This window comes from Mannheimia haemolytica (assembly GCA_900638155.1).
In the GTDB taxonomy this organism is placed as follows: domain Bacteria; phylum Pseudomonadota; class Gammaproteobacteria; order Enterobacterales; family Pasteurellaceae; genus Mannheimia; species Mannheimia glucosida.
The window spans coordinates 1,919,799-1,946,781 of sequence record LR134495.1; the positions used below are offsets into that span (position 1 = coordinate 1,919,799).

Consider the following 26,983-nt stretch of genomic DNA (forward strand, 5'->3'; position numbering starts at 1 on the left):
ACACTTCCAAACAGAATTCATACAAGCGGTGCATATTTGTAAAATATTTGCAAAAAATGACCGCTTGTTATTATTTAAATCTAATATTTAAGATAGAGAGGAATACAAATGGCAATTAATTTATTCACTTCTGAATCGGTTTCAGAAGGGCATCCGGATAAAATCGCAGACCAAATTTCAGATGCAGTATTAGATGAAATTTTAAAACAAGACCCTAAAGCACGCGTTGCCTGTGAAACTTACGTGAAAACCGGTATGGCATTAGTAGGGGGAGAAATTACTACCTCTGCTTGGGTGGATATTGAAAACTTAACCCGCCAAGTGATTTGTGACATCGGCTATACTCACTCTGATATGGGCTTTGATGCTCACTCTTGTGCGGTATTAAATGCGATTGGTAAACAATCTCCAGACATCAATCAAGGTGTTGACCGTGCCGATCCGTTAGAACAAGGTGCAGGCGACCAAGGCATTATGTTTGGCTACGCCACCAATGAAACTGAGGTGTTAATGCCTGCATCAATTACTTACGCACACCGCTTAATGGAACAACAAGCGAAAGTGCGTAAATCGGGCAAGCTCGACTGGTTACGCCCTGATGCGAAAAGCCAATTAACCTTTGCTTATGAGAACAATAAAATCATCGGCATTGATGCCGTGGTGCTTTCCACACAACACGCAGAGCATATTTCGCAAAAAGAGTTAATTGAAGGGGTGATGGAAGAGATCATCAAACCGGTACTACCAAGCGAATGGCTCAGCCAAAATACCAAATACTTCATCAACCCAACCGGTCGTTTTGTGATTGGCGGCCCAATGGGTGACTGTGGTTTAACCGGGCGTAAAATCATTGTAGATACCTACGGTGGTGCGGCTCGCCACGGTGGTGGTGCATTCTCTGGTAAAGACCCGTCAAAAGTGGATCGCTCTGCCGCTTATGCTGCTCGTTATGTCGCAAAAAATATCGTTGCCGCAGGCTTAGCCGATCGCTGTGAGATCCAACTTTCTTATGCTATCGGGGTGGCTGACCCAACATCAATTATGGTCGAAACCTTCGGCACAGGTAAAGTGAGCAACGAAATACTTGTGAAATTAATCTACCAAAACTTTGACTTACGCCCGTATGGCTTAATCAAAATGTTAGATTTAATCAAACCAATCTACCGTGAAACCGCTGCCTACGGACACTTCGGTCGTGAACATTTCCCTTGGGAAAAAACTGACAAAGCCGAAGCATTAAGAGCCGGAGCAGGTCTGTAACCTAAAAAGTAAGGCATAGAAATCTATGCCTTATTTATCTTCAATTACCAGCCTTTTATCATCGCCCCTTTAAACTCTTCATTCGCTTTGTTATACACCTCTTCTGTTTGGTAGGCTTTCACCAAATCTTTTACGGCTTCAGAATGTTGGTTATTTTCACGGGCAACAATTAAATTCACATAAGGCGAATCCTTGTCTTCAACGAATATTCCATCTTTGGTTGGTGTTAAACCGCTTTGCCCTGCGTAGGTAGTATTAATAATCGAAAAGGCAACATCATCCAATGTTCGAGGTAATAATGGAGCTTCAATTTCTTGGATCACCAATTTACGAGGGTTTTCAATAATATCCACACCGGTTGCTTTTAAGCCTGCATCTGCTCGCAGCTTAATTAAACCTTGTTTTTCCAATAAAATTAAGGCTCGTGCTAAGTTAGTCGGATCATTGGGAACAGCAATAGTATCGCCATCTTTCAATTCTGCCAGCGATTTAATTTTCTTTGAATAAGCTGCAATCGGATAAACAAAGGTATTACCGACTGGCACTAATTTATAGCCTTTTTCCTGAATTTGGTTATCTAAATAAGGTTTGTGCTGAAAAGCATTTAAATCCAGATCGCCCTTATCTAAAGCAGCATTTGGCGTAGCATAATCGGTAAATACGACTAATTCAACATTACGGTTATATTTTTCCTTTGCAATTTTCGCCGCTACTTCCATTACCTTATGTTCAGGGCCGGAAATCACCCCCACTTTCAGCGTCTCGGCTTTATCATTACAAGCGGTCAAAAAAAGCGAAAAAATTGCAACTGCACCGGCTAATTTCATTATTTTCATTATCTGTTTCTCCTTTTAAGAAAAGGACGGCAGAATATGCCGTCCAACTGATTACCAACCTTTCACTACGCCACCGTTAAATAATTTTAACGCTTCTTGGAATACTTCTTCGGTTTGGAATGACTTCACGAAAGTTTGTAAGCGTGGATCATCTTTGTTATCTTCACGGCTTACCACTAAATTCACATACGGTGAATCTTTAGATTCCACAATAATACCGTCTTTATCCGGACTTAACCCAGCTTGACCTGCGTAAGTGTTGTTGATTACCGCAAGTTCTACATCATCTAACATACGGGTTAAAAGTGAGGTATCCGCCTGTACGATTTTGATATTTTTCGGGTTTTCGATAATATCGTTTTCGGTAGCAAACACATTTTTCGGATCTTTTAATTTCAATAAACCGTGAGCTTGAAGCAATAATAACGCACGAGCAGTATTACTTGCATTGTTTGGAATCGCAACAGTCGCTCCGTCTTTTAACTCGGAAATGTTTTTAATTTTTTTAGAATAAGCCGCGATTGGCCATACTAGCGTATTGCCGATAATCGCTAATTTATAACCACGATCTTTCACTTCTTGCTCTAAGTAAGGCACCGTTTGGAACGCGTTAGCATCTAAATCTTTAGAATGAAGTGCGGCATTTGGTTGAGTGTATTCCGTAAACTGTACTAACTCTACATCTAAGCCATATTTCTCTTTGGCGATTTTTACCGCCACTTCGGTCATTTGGGCTTCAGGACCGGTCATCACACCCACTTTTAATGGGACTTGTTTTTCAACTTTAGCCGGTGATACAGACTGTGCTTTTTCATCTTTACATGCAGTAAGCGCTAATGCAGAGACTAACGCCACGCCTAATAATTTTTTAAAGTTCATTGTTTGCTCCTTCCTATATTTTAAAGATGAAAATGGCGATTAACCTAGCGCTTAATCGCCATTTAAGTAAAAATCAGCTAAATTACCAACCTTTTACTACACCATCTTTAAAGTGTTTTTGTGCTTCTTGGTACACTTCTTCGGTTTGGTAAGATTTAATAAAGTTTTGTACATTAGCTGCATCTTTATTGTCTTGGCGAGCCACAATAATATTCACATACGGTGAATCTTTAGACTCAACAAATACACCGTGATCTTGGGTATTTAAGCCTACCTGCCCGGCATAAGTGTTATTTACCACCGCTAAATCTACGTCATCTAACGCTTTTGCGGCAATTGAAGTATCCACTTCTTTAATTTTTAAGTTTTTCGGATTTTCGATAATATCCACTGAAGTTGAGAATAAATTGGTATTATCTTTTAATTTAATTAACCCCTGTTTTTCTAATAAAATCAAAGCACGAGCTAAGTTTGAAGGATCATTTGGTACTGCAATTACCGCACCTTCTGCTAACTCAGACACATTTTTCACTTTTTTAGAGTAGCCCGCTAACGGATAAACAAAGGTGTTACCCACAATCACTAAGTTGTTTAAACCTTTTGATTGGCTGTCTTTATCTAAATATGGTTTGTGTTGGAATGCGTTTGCATCTAAATCACCTTTACTTACTGCAGTATTCGGTAAAGCGTAGTCGTTAAATAAAACGAACTCAACTTCTAAACCATATTTTTCTTTTGCAATCTGTGCTGCACGTTCTGCAACGGTATGCTCAGGGCCTGACATTACCCCTACTTTGATTTTAGCCGGAGCTTGAGCTGCCGGAGCAGCGGTAGATTCTGCCTTTTTCTCTTCTTTACAAGCAGTTAATGCTAATGCAGAAACCAATGCAACACCTAAAATTTTCTTGAAACTCATAGAAACCTCTTTTAAATAAAATTAACGATGATCGTAACGTTTTGCTAAATAATCACCCAATTTTTGGCTGATCATCACAATTGCAACAATAATAATGGTAGCAATCCATTTCACATACACCATATTACGGTGTTCTCCATAGCTGATGGCTAAATTGCCTAAACCGCCGCCACCAACAGCCCCCGCCATTGCTGAGTAGCCAATTAAAGCAACCAGCGTTAGCGTAATGCCATTAATCAAAATCGGTAATGACTCCGGTAAATAAAATTTCGTTACTACCTGCCAATTTGTTGCTCCCATTGATTTTGCCGCTTCTGTTAAACCGGACGGAATTTCAAGCAACGCATTAGAAGTTAAACGGGCAAAAAACGGAATGGCAGACACGCTTAAAGGAACAATAGCCGCCGTTGTGCCTAATGTTGTGCCTACAATTAAACGTGTAAACGGCAACAAAATAATCAATAAAATAATGAACGGAATCGAACGCCCGATGTTAATAACGACATCTAACACTTGATGTAATCTCGGATTTTCTAAAATTTCACCTTTACCGGTTAAAAAAGCCAAGAAACCAATCGGTAAACCGATGACTACCGCCAATGCCGTTGCCACAAAGCCCATATAAACGGTTTCAAAAGTAGATTCCCATACTAAGCCCCACATCTGTGGCGTCATCTCACGTAAAAAATCAGCCCACATAGCCTAACACCTCTACTTTTACATTGTTATCAATTAAATAAAATTTTGCTTCTGCAATAGAATCCGGATTACCACTTACTTCTGCGATCACAAACCCAAATTTTACCCCACCAGCATAATCGATTTGTGACATCAAAATACTAAAATCAATGCCGAATTTTTTCGATGCCATTGAAAGCAAAGGAGCATCAACCGAACGTCCGGTAAACTCAAACTTTATAATCGGCTTACTATGCTCAGTCGGCGAACTTAAAAGCTGCTCGGTATATTCTTGCGGCAATTCAAAATGGAAAGTCGATTGAATAAATTTCTGAGCCAACTCGGTTTTCGGATTAGAGAAAATTTCACTTACCGAGCCAGATTCAATCAACTGCCCCTTATCAATCACAGCCACTCGGTCACAAATGCGTTTTACCACTTCCATTTCGTGAGTGATTAATAAAATCGTCAAACCAAGACGTTTATTAATATCTTTTAATAACTGCAAAATGGATTGTGTAGTCGCCGGATCTAACGCACTGGTCGCTTCATCACACAATAAAACGTGCGGATCGCTGGCTAACGCACGAGCAATCGCCACACGCTGTTTTTGTCCCCCTGAAAGATTTGCCGGGTAAACGTCTTTACGATCTGTTAAGCCCACTAAATCCAACAGTTCATTAACTTTCTTCTCAACTTGCTCTTTTGGCGTATTACTTAAACGCAACGATAACGCCACGTTTTCAAACACAGTTTGTGATGAAAGCAAATTAAAATGTTGGAAAATCATTGCAATATTACGGCGAGCATGAATCAACTCTTTATCCGACATTGCCGTTAAATCTTGCCCATCAACAATCACTTGCCCCATTGTCGGGCGTTCTAATAAATTTACACAGCGAATTAAGGTACTTTTTCCTGCCCCTGATGCTCCAATGACACCATAAATAGTGCCTCTTGGTACTTCTAGGTTTACATTATCCAGAGCGGTAATTTTTTTGCCCTTTACCTCAAATTGTTTGCTGATATTTTTCAGCTGAATCATTTTCTATTTATCCACATTCAATTAACTATTATTTTTGGTTATTTTAGACGTCTAGAATGCTATGTCAATCAACTAACCCGATTTTTTTATTCCAAATAAGCATAACGCATAAAATAATAGCTTGCACTTGAAATAAATTAGGGTTTTGTATGATTGGTTTTCATCACAAGCAAACAAGCGGTCAAAATTGGCAATTTTTTGTCAAATTTAACCGCTTGTATTCTATACTTTGTTTATCAATGCCAGCACATCTGCAAATAATTGTTTAAATAAAGTTGGAATTGAATGTTCTCCTCGATTACGCATCTCATTAGATAACGCAATGGCTAAATCAGGTTTTGAGTTTTTTTGAATAGCGCGTTTAATAATGTAAGAAACTGGAAATTTCTCTTGTGAGCGCCAATTTGCCAAACGCACAAACACATTTCGCAAGCCAGCTTTATAAAAAAAATGCTCTATATCTTTTTGTGGTAATGTCGTCAACCTTTGCTCAAAATGCACATCCATACTTTTTACCGTATCGGCATAGCGCTTTCCTGCATCATCACCATCGGTTAATACATACCACTCAATCCCCATTGCTTTTGCATATTTAATCAATGGACGTAGACCACATTGAGCAAATTCCACAATTTTGATTCCTTCCATCTCTAAATTAATCTCAAGTAACTTAGCCAATTCCATCAACAACCATACTTCAGTTTCACCTTCAACCAAAATCCACGCTTTAGCAAATAGAGCCAAGCCCCGATTGTGGTGAATATGAAAGGTTAATTTCCGCAAATCTTCCTTGCCTAAACTGTGGCGTTCAAGCCAATAGGCTTGAGTGTGATCGTTATAACGCACCAAACGGCAGATTTCCCGCAGCGGCACTTGCGATAATAATTCAATAGAATTAGTAGTGGTGATCCGTTGGCTGGGTAAAAAACCGAGCAGTTCCCAAAAAATCGCAATCATTCGAGGGTGTAGTTGAGCATTCAGATCTTCAAATAAAATAATCGGCTTTTCTATTACTGTAGATTTAGGATTAAACAAAAATAGAGCAGAAATATGCTGCTGAACAGATTCGACCAATTCCGGCTGCTGTTTTAGGCGTAAACAGAGGGATTTTACTTTTTCCCACCACAGAGTCGTATCTTGCATACTAGTTTTGATCAAATAGCGACTTTGGCTGGTTAGAAAATAGTATTTAAGCAGCGAAGAGAGGGCATTTAATTCACGCTGAAAATCATCTTCAAGTTGAGACGATCCTTTAAGTAATAAGTCATTATGCACCCTGTTATTGAGTCTTGCATCACGCAAGCGATAAACAGGGTGATGATAAATAAACTGCCGAATGGCGTTTTCAGCCTGTTCTATGTGAATAGGCTTTAGGGCTTGATCGACAAATTGATAGTCGGTGCTAATCTGCTCCGCTTGTAATTTTCCGGTTACGGCAAGCGAAACATAGCGGTGGTTATCCATATAAAAAGCGGCTTTTTCTAAATAAGGGGGAAATTGCACCACTAAATCGTGCTGTTCTTCACAAAAGGTAAACACCAATTTGATGTCCCGCACTTGGTTAGGTGTATCGATATATTGAATATGGAAATCTTTAAACCGAAATTGGTACAACGCCTGTTCAAGGTTAAAAATCAGGCTTAATGCATCAATCAGACTGGATTTACCCCACGCATTTTCGCCAATCAAGACCATATTCGGTCGCAGTTGGAGCGATAAATGGTTAATGCCACGAAAGCCGCTTATTTCAATCTGTTTTAGATACATACCTTCCCCCTTGTTGCATTACCTTTTTACAATTTCATAGCAAGGTTGGTACGCCTCTCCGGTTGGAATTTTCATACGGTGTTGAACCACAAAACGTTCCAGTAGTTTATCCATATGATCCATTAATTTACGATTGCCGTGTAATTTAAACACGCCATATTTCTCAATTAAATCCGAGGTTCCCGGCTTAATATTACCTGCAACAATCCCTGAAAATGCCCGTCTTAAATTCGCAGCCAACTGCTCTTTTGGCTGTGCTAAACTTAAATTCAGATTCGCCATATTTTCGTGGGTTGGAATAAATGGCGTAATAAAATCTTCCTCAATTTTTAACGACCAGTTGAAATTATAAGCATCACCACTTTCATAACGGCTGCTTTTTACCTCTGTCATAGATTGCTTCACTTTACGAGCCACCAACACCGGGTCATCAATAATAATTTCATACAAACTGCGTGCTTCTTCGCCTAAGGTTTCGCCAATAAATTGATCGATAGCATAGAAATAGTCTGCCGATTCTTTCGGAGCGGTTAAAATCAGCGGTAATTTTTGTGCATTGTTAGCAGGGTTTAATTTAATGCCGATAATATACAGCAACTCTTCCAGCGTTCCCGGTCCGCCGGGGAAAACCACAATGGCGTGACCTAAACGCACAAAGGCTTCCAACCGTTTTTCAATATCCGGCATAATGATTAGCTCATTTACAATCGGATTCGGTGGCTCGGAAGCAATAATAGACGGCTCGGTAATGCCAATAAAACGCCCGTTCTTATAACGCTGATTGGCGTGTCCGATAGCCGCTCCTTTCATCGGGGCTTCCATCACACCGGCTCCACAGCCGGTCACAATATTCAGCTCACGCAAACCAAACTCTTGTCCGACTGCACGGCAATATTGGTATTCGGTGTCATTGATCGAATGCCCGCCCCAACACACCACTAAATTCGGATCGGTATTCATTTCAATCGCTTTCGCATTACGCAAAATCGAAAATACGGTATTCGTGGTTAAGGTTTCTAAAGAACTCTCTTCAAACGGTCGAATCGCATTTTTTAACGCATTCACAAACACAATATCCCGTAGCACGGCAAAAAGATGATATTGAATATTCAAAATCATCTTGCCGTCAACAAACGCAGTTGCCGGCGGATGATGCAATTCAAGTGAAACACCCTTTTCACGGGTTAATAATCGGATTTCAAAATCAGGATATTGGCTTAACAATGCACGGCTGTCATCGGTATGCACGCCGGAATTTAGCACCGCCAAGGAGCAATTACGATAAAGTTGATACAAATTCCCCTGTGTATTCTTTGCCAGCAATTCCATTTCCAAATGGGAAAGCTGCTCCATACTCCCTTTCGGGTTGACTCGATGTATTGCCATTGCTTACTCCTTGATTTGCAAAAAATTCATTAAATATGACCGCTTGTTACCTCAATAGTTTATCAATCACCCGACTTACCGCAAAAAAGCCGAAGGTTGCCGTCACCATAGTCACCGCCCCGAAACCGTTGGCACAGTTCATCGTTGCCGACACCTCACAACCCTCGCCCATTTGCGGGAAAATCAGTTGCTGAGTCGAAGAGACGCACTCCACGCCGAATTTGCTTTTATTGCTGAAACCGTACTCTTTACGCAACAAGGTGCGAACCCTTGCCGCCAGTGGATCTTGCACCGTTTTGCTTAAATCGGTAATTTGAATTTTGGTCGGATCGGTCTGCCCACCAGCCCCACCGGTGGTGATAATTTTGATCTTATTGCGTTTACAAAACGCAATCATCGCCGCTTTTACTCGCACACTGTCAATCGCATCGATCACATAGTCATAGCCCCGATTGAGGTAGTCTGCGAGATTATCCTGCGTTAAGAAATCATCGATAATCTCCACCGCACATTCAGGATTAATCCGCTCAATCCGCTCTTTCATCGCTTCGGTTTTCAGTTGAGCCACCGTGCCGCTCATTGCGTGAATTTGGCGGTTGATATTGGTCACGCAAATATCGTCCATATCAATCATCGTGATCTTGCCGATACCTGAGCGAGCCAATGCCTCTACCGCCCACGAGCCAACCCCTCCAATCCCAATCACACAAATATGCGAACGGCGTAGTTTCTCCAATCCTTCCGGCGTATAAAGACGACCAATACCGCCAAAACGTTGTTCGTAGTTATCAATTCGTTCCATTTTGCAAAATTTTCCGTAAAAATGACCGCTTACACATTCCCATTTTTAATATTTTCCAACGCTTCCCACCGCTCAAAAGCTTGTTCTAATGCAGCTTCGGTGTCAGCAAGTTTTTGTAGCTGGGCGTTGGTGTAGCTTGGATCTTTGGCGAAGAACTCGGCACTATTTACTTCGGCTTGCAGAGCTTCAATCTCGGCTTCGAGCTGTTCCATTTTTGCCGGTAACTCGTCCAGTTCACGCTGTTCTTTGTAGGAAAGTTTGGTTTTCCGATTTCCCTCCTCCTGCTTGCGGGGGGAGGTGTCCGCAGGACGGAGGTGGGGAATTTCTTCCACTTTTTGCAAATTTTTACTCGAATTTAACCGCTTGTCGGCAGTGGCGGCGAAGTAATTTTCCTGCTGTTGTTTAGCATCGAAATAGCCGCCGACATATTTATTCACCACGCCTTCGCCCTCGAAGAAGTAGCATTCGGTTACGGTGTTATCCACAAATTGACGGTCGTGGCTCACAATAATCAAGGTGCCTTGATAGTCGGTAAGCATCTCTTCCAGCAGTTCGAGGGTTTCCACGTCTAAATCGTTGGTCGGTTCGTCCAAAATCAACAAGTTGTTTGGTTTGAGTAACAGTTTTGCCAACAACAAGCGGTTGCGTTCACCACCCGAAAGGGCTTTCACCGGTGTCATTGCCCGTTTTGGTGGGAACAGGAAGTCTTGCAGATAGCCGAGAACGTGGCGTTTCACCCCATTTACTTCCACATCTTGCTTGCCGTCTGCTACGTTGTCCATCACGGTTTTTTCAGGGTCAAGATCGGCTCGGTATTGGTCGAAGTACGCCACTTCCAATTTGGTGCCACAACGCACCGAACCTGATGTCGGCTGAATTTCGCCAAGTAACAGCTTAATCAGCGTGGTTTTGCCGATCCCATTCGCCCCAATCAGGGCAATTTTATCGCCACGCAAAATGGTGGTGCTGAAATTTTTCAGCAGGGTTCTGCCGCCAATTTCATAGCCGGCATTTTCCACTTCAAACACAATTTTGCCGCTGCGTGCGGTGTTGTCGATCTGAATTTTCGCTGTGCCTTGCACCTCTCGGCGGTTTCTACGCTCTTCACGCAACGCTTTCAACGCCCGCACTCGCCCTTCGTTTCGAGTGCGTCTTGCCTTAATCCCCTGACGGATCCAGACCTCTTCTTGAGCGAGTTTTTTGTCAAACAGCTCATTTTGCAACGCTTCCACCCGCAGATCCTCGGCTTTTTCTTCCAAGTATTTATCGTAATTGCTTGGGTAGGAAACCAATTTGCCTCGATCCAAGTCCACAATCCGAGTCGCCATTTTGCGGATAAAGGCACGGTCGTGCGAGATAAAAATAATGCTGCCTTTGAAATCCAACAACAGATTTTCCAGCCACGCAATCGCCTCAATGTCGAGGTGGTTGGTCGGTTCGTCCAACAGCAATACATCGGGATCGGCAACCAACGCCCGAGCCAATGCCGCACGGCGTACCCAACCGCCCGAGAGTTCGCACAGGCGTTTATCGGGGTCGAGTTCCAACAGTTTCAAAGTATCTTGAATACGGTTTTCAAACTGCCAACCGTTATCGTGTTCTAATTGCGACTGCACCGCTGAAAGTTTGGCGAGCAGTTCATCGCTGTAATCGGTCTGCATTTGCAGGGAAATGTGGTGATATTGCTTCAATAAGTCGGCAAGGTGGGCAATTCCCTCCGCCACATAATCGAACACCGTTTCTTCAATATGGCGGGGCGGATCTTGCTCAAGGCGTGTGACGACAATGTCTTTTTCAAATACCAACTTGCCGTCATCAAGCTGAACTTCGCCCGCCAGAATTTTCATCAGGGTCGATTTACCCGCCCCGTTACGCCCCACCAAACAAACCCGCTCGCCGGGTTCGATGTGCAATTCGGTATGATCTAATAAAGGATGATCGCCAAAGCCTAAGTAGGCGTTGGAAAGATTGATAAGTGCCATAGTTTTTATTATCTACTGTATGATCCAAAAACGGTCGAATTTCCTTCTATTTTTGCAAAAAATTGTGAAAATTCGACCGCTTGTTTAGTTAAGATTATTCTTCAGTTGATGTTTCTGCTGTTTCGGCATTTTCTAATGCGTCTAGGCTTTCATTTTCATCGTCTTCAGGCTCGCAGACTCGTTCAAGGCTGACGACTTGTTCGTCTTCTGCGGTGCGAATAATGCGAACGCCTTGGGTGTTTCGTCCAACGAGGCTGACTTCTGCCACTCGGGTGCGAACCAACGTGCCGGCATCGGTAATCAACATAATCTGGTCGGTTTCCTCTACTTGAACTGCCGCAACCACTTTGCCGTTTCGTTCGTTCACTTTAATTGAAACCACCCCTTTGGTTGCTCGGGATTTCACCGGATATTCGCTAATCACCGTGCGTTTACCGTAGCCGTTTTGGGTGACGGTTAAAATATCGCCTTCAGTACGAGGAATCACTAAGGAAACCACACGGTCTTTATCAAGGCTTACGCTCGAGGAATCTTCCGCCTCTTCATTTTCAATTTCAATGATTTCAACTTCTTCTATCTCATCATTTGAAATTTCGGTGGTAGCAAGTTTAATGCCTCGCACACCGGTTGCAGTACGTCCCATCGCACGCACCGCGGTTTCAGCAAAGCGAACCACACGACCTTGTGCCGAGAACAGCATAATTTCGCTCTCACCATCGGTAATATCCACCCCGATTAGTTCATCGCCTTCGCGAAGTTTTAACGCAATCAAACCGCTTGCACGCACGTTGCTAAAGGCATCAAGGGAAACTTTTTTCACTACACCGCTAGCTGTTGCCATAAAGATAAACTTATCGGCACTAAATTCACCGTTTGGAATCGGTAGAATCGCGGTAATACGTTCGTTTTCTTCTTTCACTAACGGCAGAATATTCACAATCGGCGTGCCTCTTGCCCCACGGCTTGCTTGCGGTAATTGATACACTTTTAATTGATATAAACGCCCACGGCTTGAGAAGCAAAGAATGGTGTCGTGGGTGTTTGCCACCAAGAGTTTTTCGATGAAATCATCTTCTTTCATCTTGGTTGCCGACTTACCTTTACCGCCACGGCGTTGTGCCTCGTAGTCGGATAGCGGTTGATATTTCACATAACCGGCGTGAGAAAGCGTAACCACCACATCTTCTTGTGCGATTAAGTCTTCAATGTTGATGTCGCCAGAGGCTGCGGTAATTTCAGTGCGGCGTTCATCGTTAAAATCAGTTTTCACACGTTCTAACTCTTCACGGATCACTTCCATTAAGCGTTCCGGGCTGGTTAAAATGTGGATTAATTCACCAATTTCAGTTAAAAGTTCTTTGTATTCTTCAACGATTTTTTCGTGTTCTAAACCGGTTAAACGGTGTAAGCGTAGCTCTAAAATCGCTCTGGCTTGTGCCTCTGATAAATAGTATTCACCATCACGCACGCCTAAGTGCTCAGGTAAATCTTCCGGTCGAGAAGCCCCAACACCAGCCGCCTCTAACATTGGTGCAACATTGCCTAATGCCCAAGGGCGAGCCAATAAGCCTTCACGGGCTTCTTCTGCGGTTTTTGAGGCTCGAATTAATTCAATTACCGGGTCGATATTCGCTAACGCAATCGCCAAACCTTCTAAAATATGGGCACGTTCACGGGCTTTACGCAATTCAAAAATCGTACGGCGTGTAACCACTTCACGACGGTGTTTTACAAAGGCTTCGATGATCTGGCGTAAGTTCAGCACTTTTGGCTGACCGTTATCTAACGCCACCATATTGATACCAAACGTGACCTGCATTTGGGTTAAAGAATAAAGGTGGTTTAACACCACTTCACCCACTGCATCACGCTTGACTTCAATGACAATCGAAATCCCTTTTTTATCGGAATAGTCATCAATTTTACTAATGCCTTCAATTTTCTTCTCTTTAACCAGCTCGGCAATTTTTTCAATTAATTTTGCCTTATTCACTTGGTATGGCAATTCGGTTACGACAATTTGCTCACGCCCTTTTTCGGTGGTTTCCACACTGGCTTTCGCTCGCACATACACCTTGCCACGACCGGTGCGGTAAGCCTCTTCAATCCCTTTACGACCGTTGATAATCGCCCCGGTCGGGAAATCCGGCCCCGGAATATAACGCATTAGCTCTTCAACACTAATCTCTTCATTTTCAATGTAGGCCAAACAACCATCTAATACTTCGCCTAAATTATGCGGTGGAATATTGGTTGCCATACCGACCGCAATCCCTGAAGAACCATTGACTAACAGAGCCGGAATTTTGGTTGGCAATACATCAGGAATCATCTCTTTGCCGTCATAGTTCGGTGAGAAATCCACGGTTTCTTTATCGAGATCGGTTAATAATTCCTGCGTAATTTTCTGCATACGCACTTCGGTATAACGCATTGCTGCCGGTGCATCGCCATCAATAGAACCGAAGTTACCTTGCCCGTCCACTAACATATAACGTAGTGAGAACGGCTGAGCCATACGCACAATGGTGTCATACACCGCAGAGTCACCGTGTGGGTGATATTTACCGATCACATCACCGACCACACGGGCAGATTTAACGTGCGGCTTATTATAGGTGTTGCTGTTTTGATCCATTGAAAAAAGCACTCGGCGGTGTACCGGCTTTAAACCGTCTCGTACATCAGGCAAGGCACGCCCAACAATCACCGACATCGCATAGTCAAGGTAAGAGGTTTTTAATTCGTCCTCAATACTTACGGGAATAATATCTTTGGCTAATTCGCTCATTGAAATTTCCTAATTTTATTAGTAAAAGAGCCTTAAATAAGGCGAAAAAATTGGCGAGATTATAGCATAAAAAGCAACAAAAAGGCGTACAAGCGGTCATTTTCTTTCGCTAAAACGTGGATTTGCCGGCATTCTTAATGCAATTCGCTCCCGATTCGCCGCCAGAGCGGTTTCAGTCGGTTGGTAATCCAGCCAGAGAGCGGGCTCTTGCGGTAAATATTCCGCCCAGAAATATTGCACCTTAAACCCTCTTGCTAAACATTCCTCGTGTAACGCATCGTAACGCTTTTTCAAAAACGTGAGTTTATTGAAGAAAAACCGAACGTGCCCTTCGCCCAGTTTGTAATCTTCCGGCTGTCCTTTTAAACTAAATTTGCCTTTCGCCACCGCATTCGGAATCCGAGTAAGTTCACGGTGTTCAGCAAGCAGGTGTTGATCGCATAATTCCGTTGGCGGAACAAGGTTAATTCGGGTCATTCTGATTTTCCTTTTAGATTAAATACGGTATAGTAACGGCTAAATTTACCATAGGAAACTCTTATGCAAAATGTCGATCAACAAGAAATCAAAAAATTTGAAAATATGGCTAAAACCTGGTGGGATCCAAACGGCAGTTTCAAGCCGATTCATCTGCTTAATCCGCTGCGTTTAGCCTATATTTTAGAAAAATCGAACGGTTTATTTGGCAAAAAGGTGTTAGATGTCGGCTGTGGCGGCGGTATTTTAAGCGAAGCGATGGCGAAACAAGGGGCGATTGTTACCGGCATTGATATGACCTCCGAGCCACTTGAGATCGCTAAACAACACGCCAAAGAAAACGGCTTAAACATTGATTATCAGCAAACCACGATTGAAAATTTTTTAGCAAAAATGACCGCTTGTCAGCACGAAAAATTTGATGTGATAACCTGTATGGAAATGCTGGAACACGTTCCCGATCCGCTTTCTATCGTTCAAAGCTGTAAAGCCTTGCTCAAACCTGACGGCGTGCTGTTTTTCTCTACCATTAACCGTACTTTTAAAGCCTATATGTTGGTAATTATCGGGGCGGAATATGTGCTGAAAATGTTGCCAAAAGGTACGCACGAATTTGAAAAATTCATCAAGCCTGCCGAATTGTTAGCTTGGTGCGATCAGGCTGATTTACGTTGCCAAGAGATGAAAGGCTACCATTTCAACCCATTAACCGAAAAATTTTGGCTGAATAATGATGTGAGTTGTAACTATATCGCTACGCTGAAGCCAAATAATTAACTTGCAAAATAGAACGAAATCTTTACTATACACCGCTAATTTCTAAGCCTAGTACAACTATTATGACAGACGATACTCAAAAATCTGATAAAAAAATCACTTATAATTTCAACAAGTTACAAAAACGTTTACGCCGCAATGTCGGCAATGCTATTGCCGATTTTGGTATGATTGAAGAGGGCGACCGTGTAATGGTGTGCCTTTCCGGCGGTAAAGACAGCTATACGCTGTTAGATATTTTGCTCAATTTACAGCAAAGTGCACCGGTGAATTTTAGTGTGGTGGCGGTCAATTTAGACCAAAAACAACCGGGCTTTCCGGAAGAGGTATTGCCTCGCTATTTAGACAGCATTGGTGTGGAATACAAAATTGTGGAAGAAAACACCTACGGCATCGTAAAAGAGAAAATTCCGGAGGGCAAAACCACCTGTTCACTTTGCTCACGCCTTCGCCGTGGGATTTTATACCGCACCGCCACCGAATTGGGTGCAACCAAAATTGCATTAGGGCATCATCGTGACGATATGCTGGCGACTTTATTCTTAAATATGTTCTACGGCGGCAAAATGAAAAGTATGCCACCAAAACTGATTTCTGATGACGGCAAACAAATTGTGATTCGCCCACTCGCCTATTGTAAAGAAAAAGACATTATCAAATATGCCGAAGCCAAGCAGTTCCCGATTATTCCGTGTAATCTGTGTGGTTCTCAGCCTAATTTACAACGCCAAGTGGTGAAAGAAATGCTGAATACTTGGGATCGCCAATACCCGGGGCGTTTAGAAACGATGTTCAGTGCTTTGCAAGATATCGTGCCGTCCCACTTATGCGATCCGAAATTGTTTGATTTTAAAGGGATTAAACACGGTCAAACCATTGATGGCATTGAAGGCGACACCGCTTTTGATGATGTCAAAATTGAAACCAAAACTTTCTTAGACGAAGATGACGATAACAATTTTGCCGAAGCGGGAATGATTCAGTTTAAAGAAGTAAATTAATACGGCAAAAGTCGAAACTAAAGGTAGCAGAGCAATTTCCGCTACCTTTAATATTGTAACTCCCCGATCATCTGCACCAGCCCCGCCAAACTCTCCGCTTGCATTTTTTCCATCACATTGGCTCGATGTACTTCCACCGTACGCACTGAAATCGCTAATTTATCTGCGATCTGTTTATTGGTGAAACCTTGCATAATCAGTGGCACAAGGTTACGCTCTTTTTCCGTCAATTTGGCGTAATTTTGCGAAATTTCACGAATTTTCACCGCTTTTTCACTTACTTTTTCCGCCTGTGCAATCGCCTGTTTTAGCTGTTCAAAACTTGCCGGCTTTTGCAGAAAATCCACTGCGCCTTTTTTCAATTCAGCGACTGCCATCGGCACATCACCGTGGGCGGTCATAATCACCACCGCCAGGGTCGATTGTGCCTCTCGCAGTTGTTGATGAACCTGTTGCCCGTCTGGCAGCGGCATTCGAATATCTAGTAACAGTACGCCTTGCCGGTGTAAATCCGCCTGCGCCAAAAAATCTAGGCTGGATTGCCACGTTTGGATTTCCATCCCGAGCGGGGCAAGCAGGAAAGACATGGCGTCTAAAATGCTTTCTTCGTCATCAAGAATGTGAATAATCATTTTTTCTTTTTTCCGTAGGGGCGGGTCCTGTGCCCGCCCTGAATTTGATAGGATTTACGGGCAGGCACAGGACCTGCCCCTACATTTATATTTGAGGGAGTAAAAGCACTACCTTCGCCCCTTTCTCCCCGTTCGCCAATACAATCTGTCCGTTGAGCGATTGCATCAGCCGTTGACATAGCACCAAGCCTAGCCCTAAACCGTGCGGTTTGTCGGTGCGAAACGGCACAAACGGAAATTCAAGCTGGGCAGGGGAAAAACCGCCGCCGTTGTCTTCAATGGCAATTTCCAGCCCGTTTTCGACCGCTTGTAACCGCACCGTAATCTCGCTTGCACCGGCTTGCAGGGCGTTGAGCAGGCAGTTTGTCAGCACTTGTTCCAATACCGTGGCGTGTAAATTAAGCCGAAAAGTGCGGTCGGCAATCAGCGAGATTTGTGCATTTTGGCGATTTTCCACCGCCACAAACTCGATCACATTGGCAATCAATTGGTTCAAAATGACCGCTTGCGGTTCACCGCTCGGGCGGTTTTGCACCCAGTCCCGAATGCTCTGCATCGTTTTCACCGCCCGATCTACCTGCGCAATCAGCTTATCCAAAATCCGCTGTTGATAGAGATCGCTGTTTTGGCTTTTCAGCCCCTCAGCGTACATTCGCACCGCCGACAACGGCTGTTTCAGTTCGTGGGCAAAACCGGTGGTCATCTCGCCCAGCAGGGCAAGGCGGTCGGCTCGGGTCAGCTCCTGCTGATACTGCTGCATTTTGCGGTGTGCCTGCTGTAACGCCTTGCTTTTGCGATAAACCTGATAACGCAGGGCAACAAGGTTGAGCAAAATGAACAACGCCACCGCCAGCAGCCCGAATTTATTGAGCCTAACCCAATCCAGCACCGTTGCCCACAGGCTTTTTTGTTGCGGGTGACGATAAAGTTCACGCAGAATGTGATCGGCTTGGGCGGAAGAAAACGGCAACGTCCAGCGGGGCAGGTCGGGATTTTGGCTGTTTAGCAAGCGTGTGGCAAGCTGAACCGCCAGCTCGTTCGGTACATTTTCCATCGCCGCCAGCGACCAGTTCGGCAACAACGGCGTGCTGGCAAGGCAACCCTGTGCCTGTGGGTTTTGCAAAATTAAGCGAAAATCCGACCGCTTGAACTTGCCCTCTTTCTCCAACTCTTCCAGCAAACAGACCGGCACAATCGCCGCTTCCACCTGTTTTTCCGCCAGCAAAGCCAAGGCATTTTCCACCGGAAAACCGCTAAACTGCACCGAAAAATCCCGATTTTGCCGCATTCCTGCCTGATGAAACTGATACAACCCAAGCAAAAAACCGCCGAAGGCATCGTTATCCACCGCACTGATGGTCTGATTTTTCAGATCGCTTAACTGCCGATAATGGCTGTCGGCACGCACCCAAATGCTACTGCCCACCGCCCCTTGCTCACCATTTGCTGAAAACGGGCTATTAAGCGTAGCAAGCCACCGCACATTTTGGTTACTCAAATAGAAAAACTGGGCTTGATTAGTCAGCAGAAAATCCAACTCCGTACGGCGACTCGCCTCGTTAATCCCCAATGGAACAAGTTCAAACCGCTCATTGGGAAACTGCAAATTTAACCAATCCACCCAAGGCTGCCAATGCGTGCGGGTGTAGGCTTCCCCTCGTTGAGCGAGAATGCCGATTTGGTAGGTTTCTGCCAAAAGCAAGCTGGGGAGAAATAGAAGAAAAAGGAACAGTTTTTTCATTTTAATATCGTAGGTTGGGTTGAGCTTGCGAAAACCTAACATTTATTGGTTAAACTTACGGAAACCCAAGATTCATTATTTAAATAACAAGCAGTAAATTTCAACATCAACTACCCCAATCATTAGGTAATATTCCCATTTTGACATAACGATGAAATGAGGAATATTTCCAATCAGCGACTTTCTCAACCAATCCATGTTTTAACGGATTAATATGGATATAATTAATGTGATGTTCTAAATCTTTCTCATCACGAATACAATGTTCCCAAAATCGTCTTTGCCATATTCCCCTCTCACCCTTATTTTGACGACTTATCGACACTTGCTCACTTTTGGGAATCCGCATAGAAAATTGCGTTTTTATTAAGCGAATACGTTTGGAATAATCACAATCTTCACCAAAGGTGCAAAGCATATATAAATGATCAGGTAGAATGACAATCGCATCAATTTCAAATGGGTAGCGATTTTTGACAATTTTAATCGCCATACGTAATTCATTAATATATTTTATTAATAAATCGCTTTTCCTATCTGCCAGATTAAGGGTAAAAAAGTAAGTAGCATTTGGTTTATAAAGACGGCGATATTGCATATTTTTAAGATAGATATAGAGCATATTTTAAGTAACAATTCTAAATCAATCGATTGGGTTACGCTATCGCTAACCCAACCTACATATCTATGCACTTGACCTCCCCCTTGATCTCAATCAACTTTCCCCTTGATATGTGGAAAACCACAATACCTTGCCGTTCCCTCTCCGCCTTAGAATACCCTCGTTATTTTTAAATTTGTGGGGGAAATATGGATTTAAGCAAACGTTCCTTTTTGAAAGAGCTTTCCGCCTTGACGGTGGGGGCGAGTTTTGTGCCGTTGCAATCGGCTCAGGCGTTTATGCCGGCTCGGCGTGAGGGCGATGAGAACAAACGCTATGCGATGCTGATTGATTTGCGCAAATGTATCGGCTGTCAGGCGTGTACCGTGAGTTGCTCGGTGGAGAACGCCACGCCGTTGCACAGCTTCCGCACCACGGTGCGTCAATATGAAATTACCAACGGCACGCAGGTGGCGAACAATGTGGTGTTGCCTCGTTTGTGTAACCATTGCGATCAACCGCCGTGTGTGCCGGTCTGCCCGGTGCAGGCAACCTTCCAACGCAAAGACGGTGTGGTGGTAATTAACAATGAGCAGTGCATCGGCTGCGGTTACTGCGTGCAAGCCTGCCCGTACGATGCCCGTTTTATCAATGAAGAGACCAAAACTGCCGATAAATGCACCTTCTGCACTCACCGTTTGGAGGCAGGTCTGTTGCCGGCGTGCGTGGAAAGTTGCGTGGGCGGGGCGAGGGTAATTGGCGATTTGAACGATCCGAAAAGCCAAATTTCCCAGCTTTATCTAGCCCATAAAGATGACCTGAAAGTGCTAAAACCGGAGGCAGGCACCGTGCCACACGTTTTCTATGTGGGGCTGGACGATGCCTTTGTGAGCAAAATTGACGGGCAACCAATGCTCTGGACGGGGGAGGCGTAAAATGATTCGTGAAGTATTAGTGGAACCGCAACATATCGTCTGGTTGCCGTGGATTGTGCATTATTTCTTCTTCGTGGGCGTGGCGGCAACGGCAGTGTTTACCGCCGTGCTGTTTGCAAAAAAGCAGGGACAAAACGCTTGCGTTTTGAACGTTGGCTCCGCCAACGGCCCCGAAGGGGCGAGTGAACAATGTTCACGAGTAAAACCGACCGCTTGGGAGCTGGCGGCAGTGACGGTAGCCTTGATTGGCTCCATTGTCGCGCCGGTGGCACTGACTGCCGATCTGCACCAGCCGAGCCGTATTCTGCATTTCTACACCGATTTTGCGTGGTGGTCGCCAATGGCGTGGGGTGCGATTATCCTGCCCCTGTTCAGCGTGGCGGTAGCAGGTTATTTTGTGCTGGCATTGGCTCATCACACCCAGCCGAACTTGCCGAAATGGTTAGCGTGGCTACACTTGCCAATACTGAAAAATCAAGGCTTGCTTTGGGCATTCCGCTTGTTTGCTGCACTCACCGCTGTCGGCATTATCGGCTACACCGTGCTTGAAACCTATCAAACCGGCACAAGAGCCTTGTGGCACAGTGCGTGGCTATTACCGATTATGCTCTTTTCGGCGTGGGCGGTGGCATTTGGGCTTACCCAAGCGGTCTGCAAAATGCTGTTCCACCCCCAAACCAACACGGGGCTATGGACAAAACTCTGCCTGATTTTAACCGCACTTTCTCTCATTGGTCTTGCTTTCAGCAGTGAAACCGCTCAACGTGATTTTGCTCTGCTCTTTAATGGCTCAATCACCGCCTACCTTGTCGGCATTTTCTGGCTGATTGCCCTCATTTGCAATTTTTCCGCCAAAAACTACCGCTTGCAATGCCTCAGAGTGCTTGCCCTCATCGCCTTCGGCTGGCTACTCCGCTGGGTGCTGGTGATCCAAGTCCAAACCATCGCCAAAACCAATGCCTTGCAAAATCCGTATCATTTTGATTGGACTGCCGTCGATGGTGGATTGGGGATTGTCTCGATTTTTGGGCTAACGGTGCTGGTGACGGTGGGTGTGGGGCAAATCATCAGCCTCACGACTCAGCAAGAGAAGTGATTTTTTCCTAATACGATAAAAGTTTATAAGCGGTCAATCTAGCCAAAAACTTTACACTATTTTAGGTTATAACCATAAAAATACAACATAATTCAATATTATTTATGGTTATAACCATAAAAACTTGTTAAAATAATAATGCTTTTAGGCTTATACCCATAAAAAAAATGATTAACCGACCAAACTATCTTCAACAACTCAAACCGTTTATTAATACACCGTTAATTAAAGTAATGACCGGCATTCGCCGTTCGGGTAAATCGACCGTGATGAAACTGCTTCGGGAAGAGCTGATTTCTCAAGGCATTGCCGAACAGCAGATTATTCATATTAACTTTGAAAGTTTTGCATTTAGCGACTTTAAAACCGCCAACAAGCTTTATATGTTGGTGAAAGAAAAAATCCTGACTACCGATAAATACTATCTTCTGCTTGATGAAATTCAAGAAGTGAGCGAGTGGGAAAAAGCGGTGAATGCGTTTATGGTGGATTTTAATCTTGACCTCTATATCACCGGCTCCAACTCGCACTTACTCTCTTCCGAGCTTTCCACTTATCTTGCCGGTCGTTATGTGGAAATCCCGATTTTTACCCTCTCTTTTCAGGAATTTTTGGATTTCAAGACGGCATATTCACCCGAAACTTCATCAAATCCAACCGCACTTTTTCATGAATATTTACGAAAAGGCGGTTTCCCAATGGTACATACCGCGAATTATGAAGCTGAGACGGTCTATAAAATCGTGCAGGATATATACGCCTCCGTTATTTTACGGGATACTGTTCAACGCCATAAAATTCGTGATGTCGAGTTACTGGAGCGCATTGTAAAATATGCCTTTGATAATATTGGCAATACGTTTTCGGGTAAAAATGTTGCCGATTATTTTAAAAGTCAGCAACGCAAAATCGATTTAAATACGGTTTATAACTATTTAAAAGCCTTAGAATCCGCTTTTATTTTGCACCGTGTCGAACGCTTTGATATTAAGGGCAAAGAGATTTTAAAAACCCAAGAAAAATTCTACTTGGGTGATGTTTCTCTGCTGTATGCCACAATGGGATTCCGTACCAGTTTAATTTCAGGCATTTTAGAAAATTTGGTCTATTTAGAGCTAAAACGCCGAGGCTATCAGGTTTATATCGGAAAATTGGATAAACAAGAAATCGATTTTATCGCCCAAAAACAGAATGAAAAAATCTATATTCAAGTTGCCTACAAATTAGAAAGTGAAGATACCGTAAAACGAGAGTTTTCTCCTTTGCAAGAGATCGCAGATAACTACCCGAAATATGTAATTACAATGGATGAGTTATGGCAGGATAATTTGGGGGGAGTAGCGCATTTGAATGTTGTAGATTTTTTAATGGAGGATAGATTATGAATATTTATATTCATCGAACATTACATGACTCAGAGAATAAAGAGGTTAACGAATCTGAGTTGCTATCATTAACTCAGAAAGTTGTTGTCGTCTTAGCTGAGCCAGGGGCAGGAAAAAGCTATCTTCTGGATAATATTGTAAGAGAACTAGAAATTAAAAAATACACAGCAAATATATTTATTCATTTACCTCCAGAAAAAACCAATATACTTATCATTGATGCATTTGATGAGTTAGTAAGAATAGATTCTTCTTCTGTAACCAAAGCATTAGTTCTTGCAGAAAATAGATCTGCTGAAAAAATTATACTATCTAGTCGATCTAGTGAATGGTCTGAAAGTTATACACGAACTTGTAAGGAACTTTTTGGAGAAGATCCTCTATTACTGTATTTAAAGCCATTTAATCAACAAGAACAGAAAGAAATTTTCAATTCATATTATCCAGAAGAAAACGCTGAAACTTTCTTGCAAGAAGCTGGTAAAATCGAATTAGCACCTTTATTATCTAATCCTTTATTTTTAATACTGTTTTCTAAATCCTATATCGAAAACAATAAAATTTTTGAAAATAGATATTCTGCATTTAAAATTGCAATTGAAGGGCTAGCTAGAGAAAACAATCCTTCCCATTCATCTTCATTACCTGCAAATAAAAAAGTTGAATTAGTCGAGGATATTTTTTGTAAATTAATATTATCAGGTTCAGAGGGCATTAGCACTAGCGACTTCTCTTCTCAGCATCTTTTTCCTAATATAAAAAACCTCAATTCTGATACTAATATATTTCAAATACTATCGACACAGTTTTTTACTCCTGGTGAAAATCCAGAACAACATCGTCCAATTCATAAAATTGTTGTGGAATATTGTGCAGGCCGTTACCTTGCAAACAAACTTACATCATCAGTAAACCCATTATCTCTAAATAAAATATTATCTATCATTGCACCTAATAATATTGTTAGAGATGAATTGCGCGGTTTATTTTCGTGGATAGCTGTATTATCAGAGAATCAACAAATCCAAGAGAAACTAATAAATTTAGATCCTTATGCTATTTTAGCAAATGGAGATCCATCTTTACTTCTTCCAAGATCAAAAAGAATACTACTATCAAGATTAAAAGACTTAAATCAAGAGGATCCGTATTTTACTCGTCATGATATGTGGAGAAACTTTAGTATTTCTGATTTTTTTTCTGATGATATGATTGATGAATTAAAAGAATTGCTATCGGAAAAATATAGAAGCGGGAATTTACAACGGGTATTATTAAAACTATTACTTGAATCGCCTTTAGTTTCTAAAGTAGTTGATGTGTTAAGAACAATCATTTTGGATACTAATCCAAAATATAAAGAATTATCTATTCGTAGACTAGCAGGAGAATGTCTGCTTAAAGTGAAAGATTATCCAATTAAAGATGTTTGGGTACAGCTAGTCTCTGAAAAAGATAGTGTTTCACTATCTATTGCTAGTGAAATAATGAATTTATCTAATATAAGTCATTTTGATCTAAACGATTACATTAATTTTCTTAACATATGTTCTGAACTATACCCAACCAATTATGAAATAGAACGAGTTTTTGGAAAACGTTATTTTATTAGATTCTTTATTCAAGAACTAGATCTAGATTTAACAATAAAATTACTAGATTCACTATCTAATAATCTAGCTTGCACTTGCCAAAAAAAATATGATTGTAAGTGCCGAGTAGGTATTAGTAAGATTATTGGCATGCTATTAGATCGTTATTTTGAATTATCATCAACATTTAGTATACCTAAGATTTGGGAATGGATTAAAGATTTATACTTTCAGAATAGCACATCAAAAGAACAAAGTTTATCTGTAAAAATTTTATCAGAGAATGATGAATTAAGACAGGGCATAATTAGGTTAGCATTTGGAAATCTATATGCTAGAGAAGAAATTCATAATATGAAATGCTATCACTTTGAATGGCATTCTCACTCAGGATTAAATTTCCAATATCAAGACCTAAGATTTATTATAGATCTCGCTTTCGAAACTAATAATATTGAACTATGGAAATATTTCATAGCTCGTCATGATTTTTACAGCAAAGAGAAAAAGCCCAATTTACTGAGAAGGTATATGCGAAATCAGGCTTTACAAAAAACAGCTTTCTTAATGGCTTGGTATAGAGAAAATCAAGAAAGCAAGGAATTCTATCAGAGAAATACACTTAAATATAACCGTAAAAAGAGTATTAGAAATATCAATAGAAAAAAGCGTAAATCTCTTGCAAGAAATATTCAATATATTCAACAAAATAGAGAATTAATAGAAAGTGGTAGTCATTGGGATAGTTTATTAAGCTTTTCTTATACTTTTCTACAAGAGCCAGAAAAAATAGCAGAGAAATTTGGTGATGAACAATTAGTTAGAAATGCATTATATAACTGTATTAACTACATTCAGTCAGATATACCCAATTTAACTGATTTGGCTAAACTGCATTCTGACTCTTCAGCTTTAAATATTGAAATTATTCTTTATGCTTCTTGTATAGAAATTTTTACAAGAGACAGATCATTAAAAGCATTACAACAGAATGTTCTAGAAGCATTATACACTCATTTATCTGTTCATTGGACAGGAATAGATGATTGTATTAGGAAGCAATTAAAAGATGAGGTAGAAAGCCTATTGTTTAATAATGTAGAAACAATAGAAAAATTTATAAATGACTATATAGAACCTCAGCTTTCCAATACCAATTACAAGAATCATCCTGTTTACTGGTTAGAAAAATATTTATTCAAAAAATTTCAGAAAAAGTACGCTCTAGAGTGGTTAATAAAATACCCTCACTTAAAGCTAGCAGAGATAAAAAAATTAATGTCTATGGCTATTCAATCTGGTAATAGAGAGAGTTTAAAGTTATTAGTTAAAAAACGTTGTGGAGAATTAGTATCAGATGAAAACCATCAACAAAATGGAGAACAAAAAACACAAAGAGACTTTTGGTATATTCATGCTTTCTATTTGTTAGATCAAGATTATGAATCCTATTGGAATGAACTGACTAAAGATCGAAATTCTATATTTATTTTAGAAAAGGATTTAGGAGTATTTGGTGATTATAAGGATTGGTTAGCACTATCTCCTGAAAAAATTGAACTAGTTTTAAACACATTTTGGCAAGAATATCCTGAAGTTGAGCTATCAGATATTTATGGTTCTGAAAGTCCTGATGATGAAAAAGCTTATCGTTTTTTAACGAATGTGATTTTTTTCTTAGGAAAAAATGAATCAGATAATACAATTACTGTCATTGATAGATTGCTAAATACCCCAGAATTTATAAACCTTCATTCAGATTTAAAAAGTATTAGATATAATTATTTAAAGAAAACGGTAATGCAAAGTTTTCAAGCTCCCAAACCGGAGCAAATAGTAAAATTAATTGAACGAGATGAAATTATTAGTGTAGAAAATTTACGTGCAGTTATTATTGAAGAGCTTCAGTCTTACCAAGATGATTTAAATGGGCATGACATAACTACTAAATCTATCTTTTATAATGGTAATATGGAACTTACCAATCGCGTAGATGAAAATACAGCTACACAATATATTGCTGAGAGGCTGAGAAGACTAGAGAATAGACAAATTATAGTTTCACGTGAACATTATATGAAGGATGATAAACGATGTGATATTGTTCTATCTAAACTTATTGAAGGTAATAGAAAAATTGTTCCTATCGAAGTTAAAGGTCAATGGCATTCTGAGGTTTACTCAGCATTTGAGAATCAATTAAATAGGTTATATTCCATTCATCCTGATTCTGATGGGCAAGGTATTTATTTAGTATTATGGTTTGGTTCAGATGAAAAAATTGCTGGTGTTAAACGCCATGGCATCAATAGTGCTCAGGAATTATATTGGAAAGTATATGAAAAGATATCTGAAGAGTTAAGAAATAGAATAGATCTATTTGTGCTTGATTTGTCTAGCTAAA

Annotated in this window: 21 protein-coding genes; 7 read left to right on the forward strand and 14 right to left on the reverse strand. The window is 41.5% G+C overall.

What is annotated here, in order from left to right; genetic code table 11:
• Positions 1 to 108: 108 nt before the first annotated feature.
• Positions 109 to 1,260, forward strand: a complete 1,152-nt coding sequence (gene metK / locus EL242_RS09455; RefSeq protein WP_126302382.1) for a methionine adenosyltransferase — start codon at positions 109 to 111, stop codon at positions 1,258 to 1,260.
• 44 nt (positions 1,261 to 1,304) lie between these two features.
• On the opposite strand, the gene metQ is transcribed toward metK, so the two are convergent.
• From metQ to EL242_RS09510, 11 genes are all read right to left on the reverse strand, one after another.
• Positions 1,305 to 2,096 carry a methionine ABC transporter substrate-binding lipoprotein MetQ gene (metQ, locus tag EL242_RS09460; RefSeq protein WP_126302383.1) on the reverse strand — a complete coding sequence of 264 codons (792 nt, stop codon included), beginning with the start codon at positions 2,094 to 2,096 and terminating at the stop codon, positions 1,305 to 1,307.
• A gap of 51 nt (positions 2,097 to 2,147) precedes the next feature.
• A complete protein-coding gene (locus tag EL242_RS09465; RefSeq protein ID WP_126302384.1) occupies positions 2,148 to 2,975 on the reverse strand; it encodes a MetQ/NlpA family ABC transporter substrate-binding protein in 828 nt (275 codons plus the stop codon).
• An 82-nt stretch (positions 2,976 to 3,057) separates the two neighbouring features.
• Complete coding sequence (locus tag EL242_RS09470) at positions 3,058 to 3,891, reverse strand: MetQ/NlpA family lipoprotein (RefSeq protein WP_006249127.1); 834 nt, start codon at positions 3,889 to 3,891, stop codon at positions 3,058 to 3,060.
• A gap of 21 nt (positions 3,892 to 3,912) precedes the next feature.
• Positions 3,913 to 4,590: a methionine ABC transporter permease gene (locus tag EL242_RS09475; RefSeq protein ID WP_021279529.1), complete on the reverse strand. Its 678-nt coding sequence runs from the start codon at positions 4,588 to 4,590 to the stop codon at positions 3,913 to 3,915.
• Positions 4,580 to 5,614 (reverse strand): methionine ABC transporter ATP-binding protein MetN, encoded by a 1,035-nt coding sequence (metN, locus tag EL242_RS09480; RefSeq protein ID WP_126302385.1) that lies wholly within the window; start codon positions 5,612 to 5,614, stop codon positions 4,580 to 4,582. Before metN ends, EL242_RS09475 begins: the two co-directional genes overlap by 11 nt.
• 222 nt (positions 5,615 to 5,836) lie before the next feature.
• On the reverse strand, positions 5,837 to 7,381 hold the full coding sequence (locus tag EL242_RS09485) for a DUF2813 domain-containing protein (protein ID WP_126302386.1): 1,545 nt from the start codon (positions 7,379 to 7,381) through the stop codon (positions 5,837 to 5,839).
• A gap of 18 nt (positions 7,382 to 7,399) precedes the next feature.
• Entirely contained in the window at positions 7,400 to 8,767 is a 1,368-nt protein-coding gene (gene ppnN / locus EL242_RS09490) for a nucleotide 5'-monophosphate nucleosidase PpnN (RefSeq protein ID WP_126302387.1), read from the reverse strand.
• 46 nt (positions 8,768 to 8,813) lie between these two features.
• A complete protein-coding gene (gene tcdA / locus EL242_RS09495; RefSeq protein ID WP_126302388.1) occupies positions 8,814 to 9,569 on the reverse strand; it encodes a tRNA cyclic N6-threonylcarbamoyladenosine(37) synthase TcdA in 756 nt (251 codons plus the stop codon).
• Positions 9,570 to 9,598: 29 nt separating this feature from the next.
• A complete protein-coding gene (locus tag EL242_RS09500) occupies positions 9,599 to 11,551 on the reverse strand; it encodes an ABC transporter ATP-binding protein (protein ID WP_126302389.1) in 1,953 nt (650 codons plus the stop codon).
• Positions 11,552 to 11,645: 94 nt separating this feature from the next.
• Positions 11,646 to 14,342 (reverse strand): DNA topoisomerase (ATP-hydrolyzing) subunit A, encoded by a 2,697-nt coding sequence (gyrA, locus tag EL242_RS09505; RefSeq protein WP_126302390.1) that lies wholly within the window; start codon positions 14,340 to 14,342, stop codon positions 11,646 to 11,648.
• A gap of 96 nt (positions 14,343 to 14,438) precedes the next feature.
• Positions 14,439 to 14,819, reverse strand: a complete 381-nt coding sequence (locus EL242_RS09510) for a pyrimidine dimer DNA glycosylase/endonuclease V (protein ID WP_126302391.1) — start codon at positions 14,817 to 14,819, stop codon at positions 14,439 to 14,441.
• Between the two features lie 63 nt (positions 14,820 to 14,882).
• Between EL242_RS09510 and ubiG the strand changes: the two genes are divergently transcribed.
• Both ubiG and ttcA read left to right on the forward strand, forming a co-directional pair.
• On the forward strand, positions 14,883 to 15,596 hold the full coding sequence (gene ubiG / locus EL242_RS09515) for a bifunctional 2-polyprenyl-6-hydroxyphenol methylase/3-demethylubiquinol 3-O-methyltransferase UbiG (RefSeq protein ID WP_126302392.1): 714 nt from the start codon (positions 14,883 to 14,885) through the stop codon (positions 15,594 to 15,596).
• 62 nt (positions 15,597 to 15,658) lie between these two features.
• Positions 15,659 to 16,597 carry a tRNA 2-thiocytidine(32) synthetase TtcA gene (ttcA, locus tag EL242_RS09520; protein ID WP_126302393.1) on the forward strand — a complete coding sequence of 313 codons (939 nt, stop codon included), beginning with the start codon at positions 15,659 to 15,661 and terminating at the stop codon, positions 16,595 to 16,597.
• Positions 16,598 to 16,644: 47 nt separating this feature from the next.
• Here the strand turns inward: ttcA and EL242_RS09525 are convergent, their stop codons facing one another.
• The 3 genes from EL242_RS09525 to EL242_RS09535 form a co-directional block, all read right to left on the reverse strand.
• Complete coding sequence (locus EL242_RS09525; protein WP_126302394.1) at positions 16,645 to 17,229, reverse strand: response regulator; 585 nt, start codon at positions 17,227 to 17,229, stop codon at positions 16,645 to 16,647.
• Positions 17,230 to 17,314: 85 nt separating this feature from the next.
• Entirely contained in the window at positions 17,315 to 18,970 is a 1,656-nt protein-coding gene (locus EL242_RS09530; protein ID WP_126302395.1) for a PhnD/SsuA/transferrin family substrate-binding protein, read from the reverse strand.
• A 106-nt stretch (positions 18,971 to 19,076) separates the two neighbouring features.
• The gene (locus EL242_RS09535) at positions 19,077 to 19,592 is read right to left on the reverse strand and encodes an REP-associated tyrosine transposase (protein ID WP_413463073.1); all 516 of its coding nucleotides are present in this window, start codon (positions 19,590 to 19,592) and stop codon (positions 19,077 to 19,079) included.
• Positions 19,593 to 19,780: 188 nt separating this feature from the next.
• Here EL242_RS09535 and ttrB point away from each other — a divergent pair, with 188 nt between their 5' ends.
• The 4 genes from ttrB to EL242_RS09555 all read left to right on the forward strand — a co-directional run bounded on the left by ttrB (position 19,781) and on the right by EL242_RS09555 (position 26,982).
• The gene (ttrB, locus tag EL242_RS09540) at positions 19,781 to 20,506 is read left to right on the forward strand and encodes a tetrathionate reductase subunit TtrB (protein WP_126302396.1); all 726 of its coding nucleotides are present in this window, start codon (positions 19,781 to 19,783) and stop codon (positions 20,504 to 20,506) included.
• Between the two features lies 1 nt (position 20,507).
• On the forward strand, positions 20,508 to 21,602 hold the full coding sequence (gene nrfD, locus EL242_RS09545; protein ID WP_126302397.1) for an NrfD/PsrC family molybdoenzyme membrane anchor subunit: 1,095 nt from the start codon (positions 20,508 to 20,510) through the stop codon (positions 21,600 to 21,602).
• 167 nt (positions 21,603 to 21,769) lie between these two features.
• Entirely contained in the window at positions 21,770 to 22,987 is a 1,218-nt protein-coding gene (locus EL242_RS09550) for an ATP-binding protein (RefSeq protein ID WP_126302398.1), read from the forward strand.
• Positions 22,984 to 26,982, forward strand: coding sequence for an NACHT domain-containing protein (locus EL242_RS09555; RefSeq protein WP_126302399.1), 3,999 nt, complete (start codon positions 22,984 to 22,986; stop codon positions 26,980 to 26,982). The genes EL242_RS09550 and EL242_RS09555 overlap by 4 nt, the downstream gene beginning before the upstream one ends.
• Position 26,983: the final 1 nt, after the last annotated feature.

Bases quoted from the DNA above. Each gene is read 5' to 3' on its own strand.
- metK (WP_126302382.1), top strand. From the start codon at position 109: ATGGCAATTAATTTATTCACTTCTGAATCGGTTTCAGAAGGGCATCCG.
- metQ (WP_126302383.1), bottom strand. From the start codon at position 2,096: ATGAAAATAATGAAATTAGCCGGTGCAGTTGCAATTTTTTCGCTTTTT.
- EL242_RS09465 (WP_126302384.1), bottom strand. From the start codon at position 2,975: ATGAACTTTAAAAAATTATTAGGCGTGGCGTTAGTCTCTGCATTAGCG.
- EL242_RS09470 (WP_006249127.1), bottom strand. From the start codon at position 3,891: ATGAGTTTCAAGAAAATTTTAGGTGTTGCATTGGTTTCTGCATTAGCA.
- EL242_RS09475 (WP_021279529.1), bottom strand. From the start codon at position 4,590: ATGTGGGCTGATTTTTTACGTGAGATGACGCCACAGATGTGGGGCTTA.
- metN (WP_126302385.1), bottom strand. From the start codon at position 5,614: ATGATTCAGCTGAAAAATATCAGCAAACAATTTGAGGTAAAGGGCAAA.
- EL242_RS09485 (WP_126302386.1), bottom strand. From the start codon at position 7,381: ATGTATCTAAAACAGATTGAAATAAGCGGCTTTCGTGGCATTAACCAT.
- ppnN (WP_126302387.1), bottom strand. From the start codon at position 8,767: ATGGCAATACATCGAGTCAACCCGAAAGGGAGTATGGAGCAGCTTTCC.
- tcdA (WP_126302388.1), bottom strand. From the start codon at position 9,569: ATGGAACGAATTGATAACTACGAACAACGTTTTGGCGGTATTGGTCGT.
- EL242_RS09500 (WP_126302389.1), bottom strand. From the start codon at position 11,551: ATGGCACTTATCAATCTTTCCAACGCCTACTTAGGCTTTGGCGATCAT.
- gyrA (WP_126302390.1), bottom strand. From the start codon at position 14,342: ATGAGCGAATTAGCCAAAGATATTATTCCCGTAAGTATTGAGGACGAA.
- EL242_RS09510 (WP_126302391.1), bottom strand. From the start codon at position 14,819: ATGACCCGAATTAACCTTGTTCCGCCAACGGAATTATGCGATCAACAC.
- ubiG (WP_126302392.1), top strand. From the start codon at position 14,883: ATGCAAAATGTCGATCAACAAGAAATCAAAAAATTTGAAAATATGGCT.
- ttcA (WP_126302393.1), top strand. From the start codon at position 15,659: ATGACAGACGATACTCAAAAATCTGATAAAAAAATCACTTATAATTTC.
- EL242_RS09525 (WP_126302394.1), bottom strand. From the start codon at position 17,229: ATGATTATTCACATTCTTGATGACGAAGAAAGCATTTTAGACGCCATG.
- EL242_RS09530 (WP_126302395.1), bottom strand. From the start codon at position 18,970: ATGAAAAAACTGTTCCTTTTTCTTCTATTTCTCCCCAGCTTGCTTTTG.
- EL242_RS09535 (WP_413463073.1), bottom strand. From the start codon at position 19,592: ATGCTCTATATCTATCTTAAAAATATGCAATATCGCCGTCTTTATAAA.
- ttrB (WP_126302396.1), top strand. From the start codon at position 19,781: ATGGATTTAAGCAAACGTTCCTTTTTGAAAGAGCTTTCCGCCTTGACG.
- nrfD (WP_126302397.1), top strand. From the start codon at position 20,508: ATGATTCGTGAAGTATTAGTGGAACCGCAACATATCGTCTGGTTGCCG.
- EL242_RS09550 (WP_126302398.1), top strand. From the start codon at position 21,770: ATGATTAACCGACCAAACTATCTTCAACAACTCAAACCGTTTATTAAT.
- EL242_RS09555 (WP_126302399.1), top strand. From the start codon at position 22,984: ATGAATATTTATATTCATCGAACATTACATGACTCAGAGAATAAAGAG.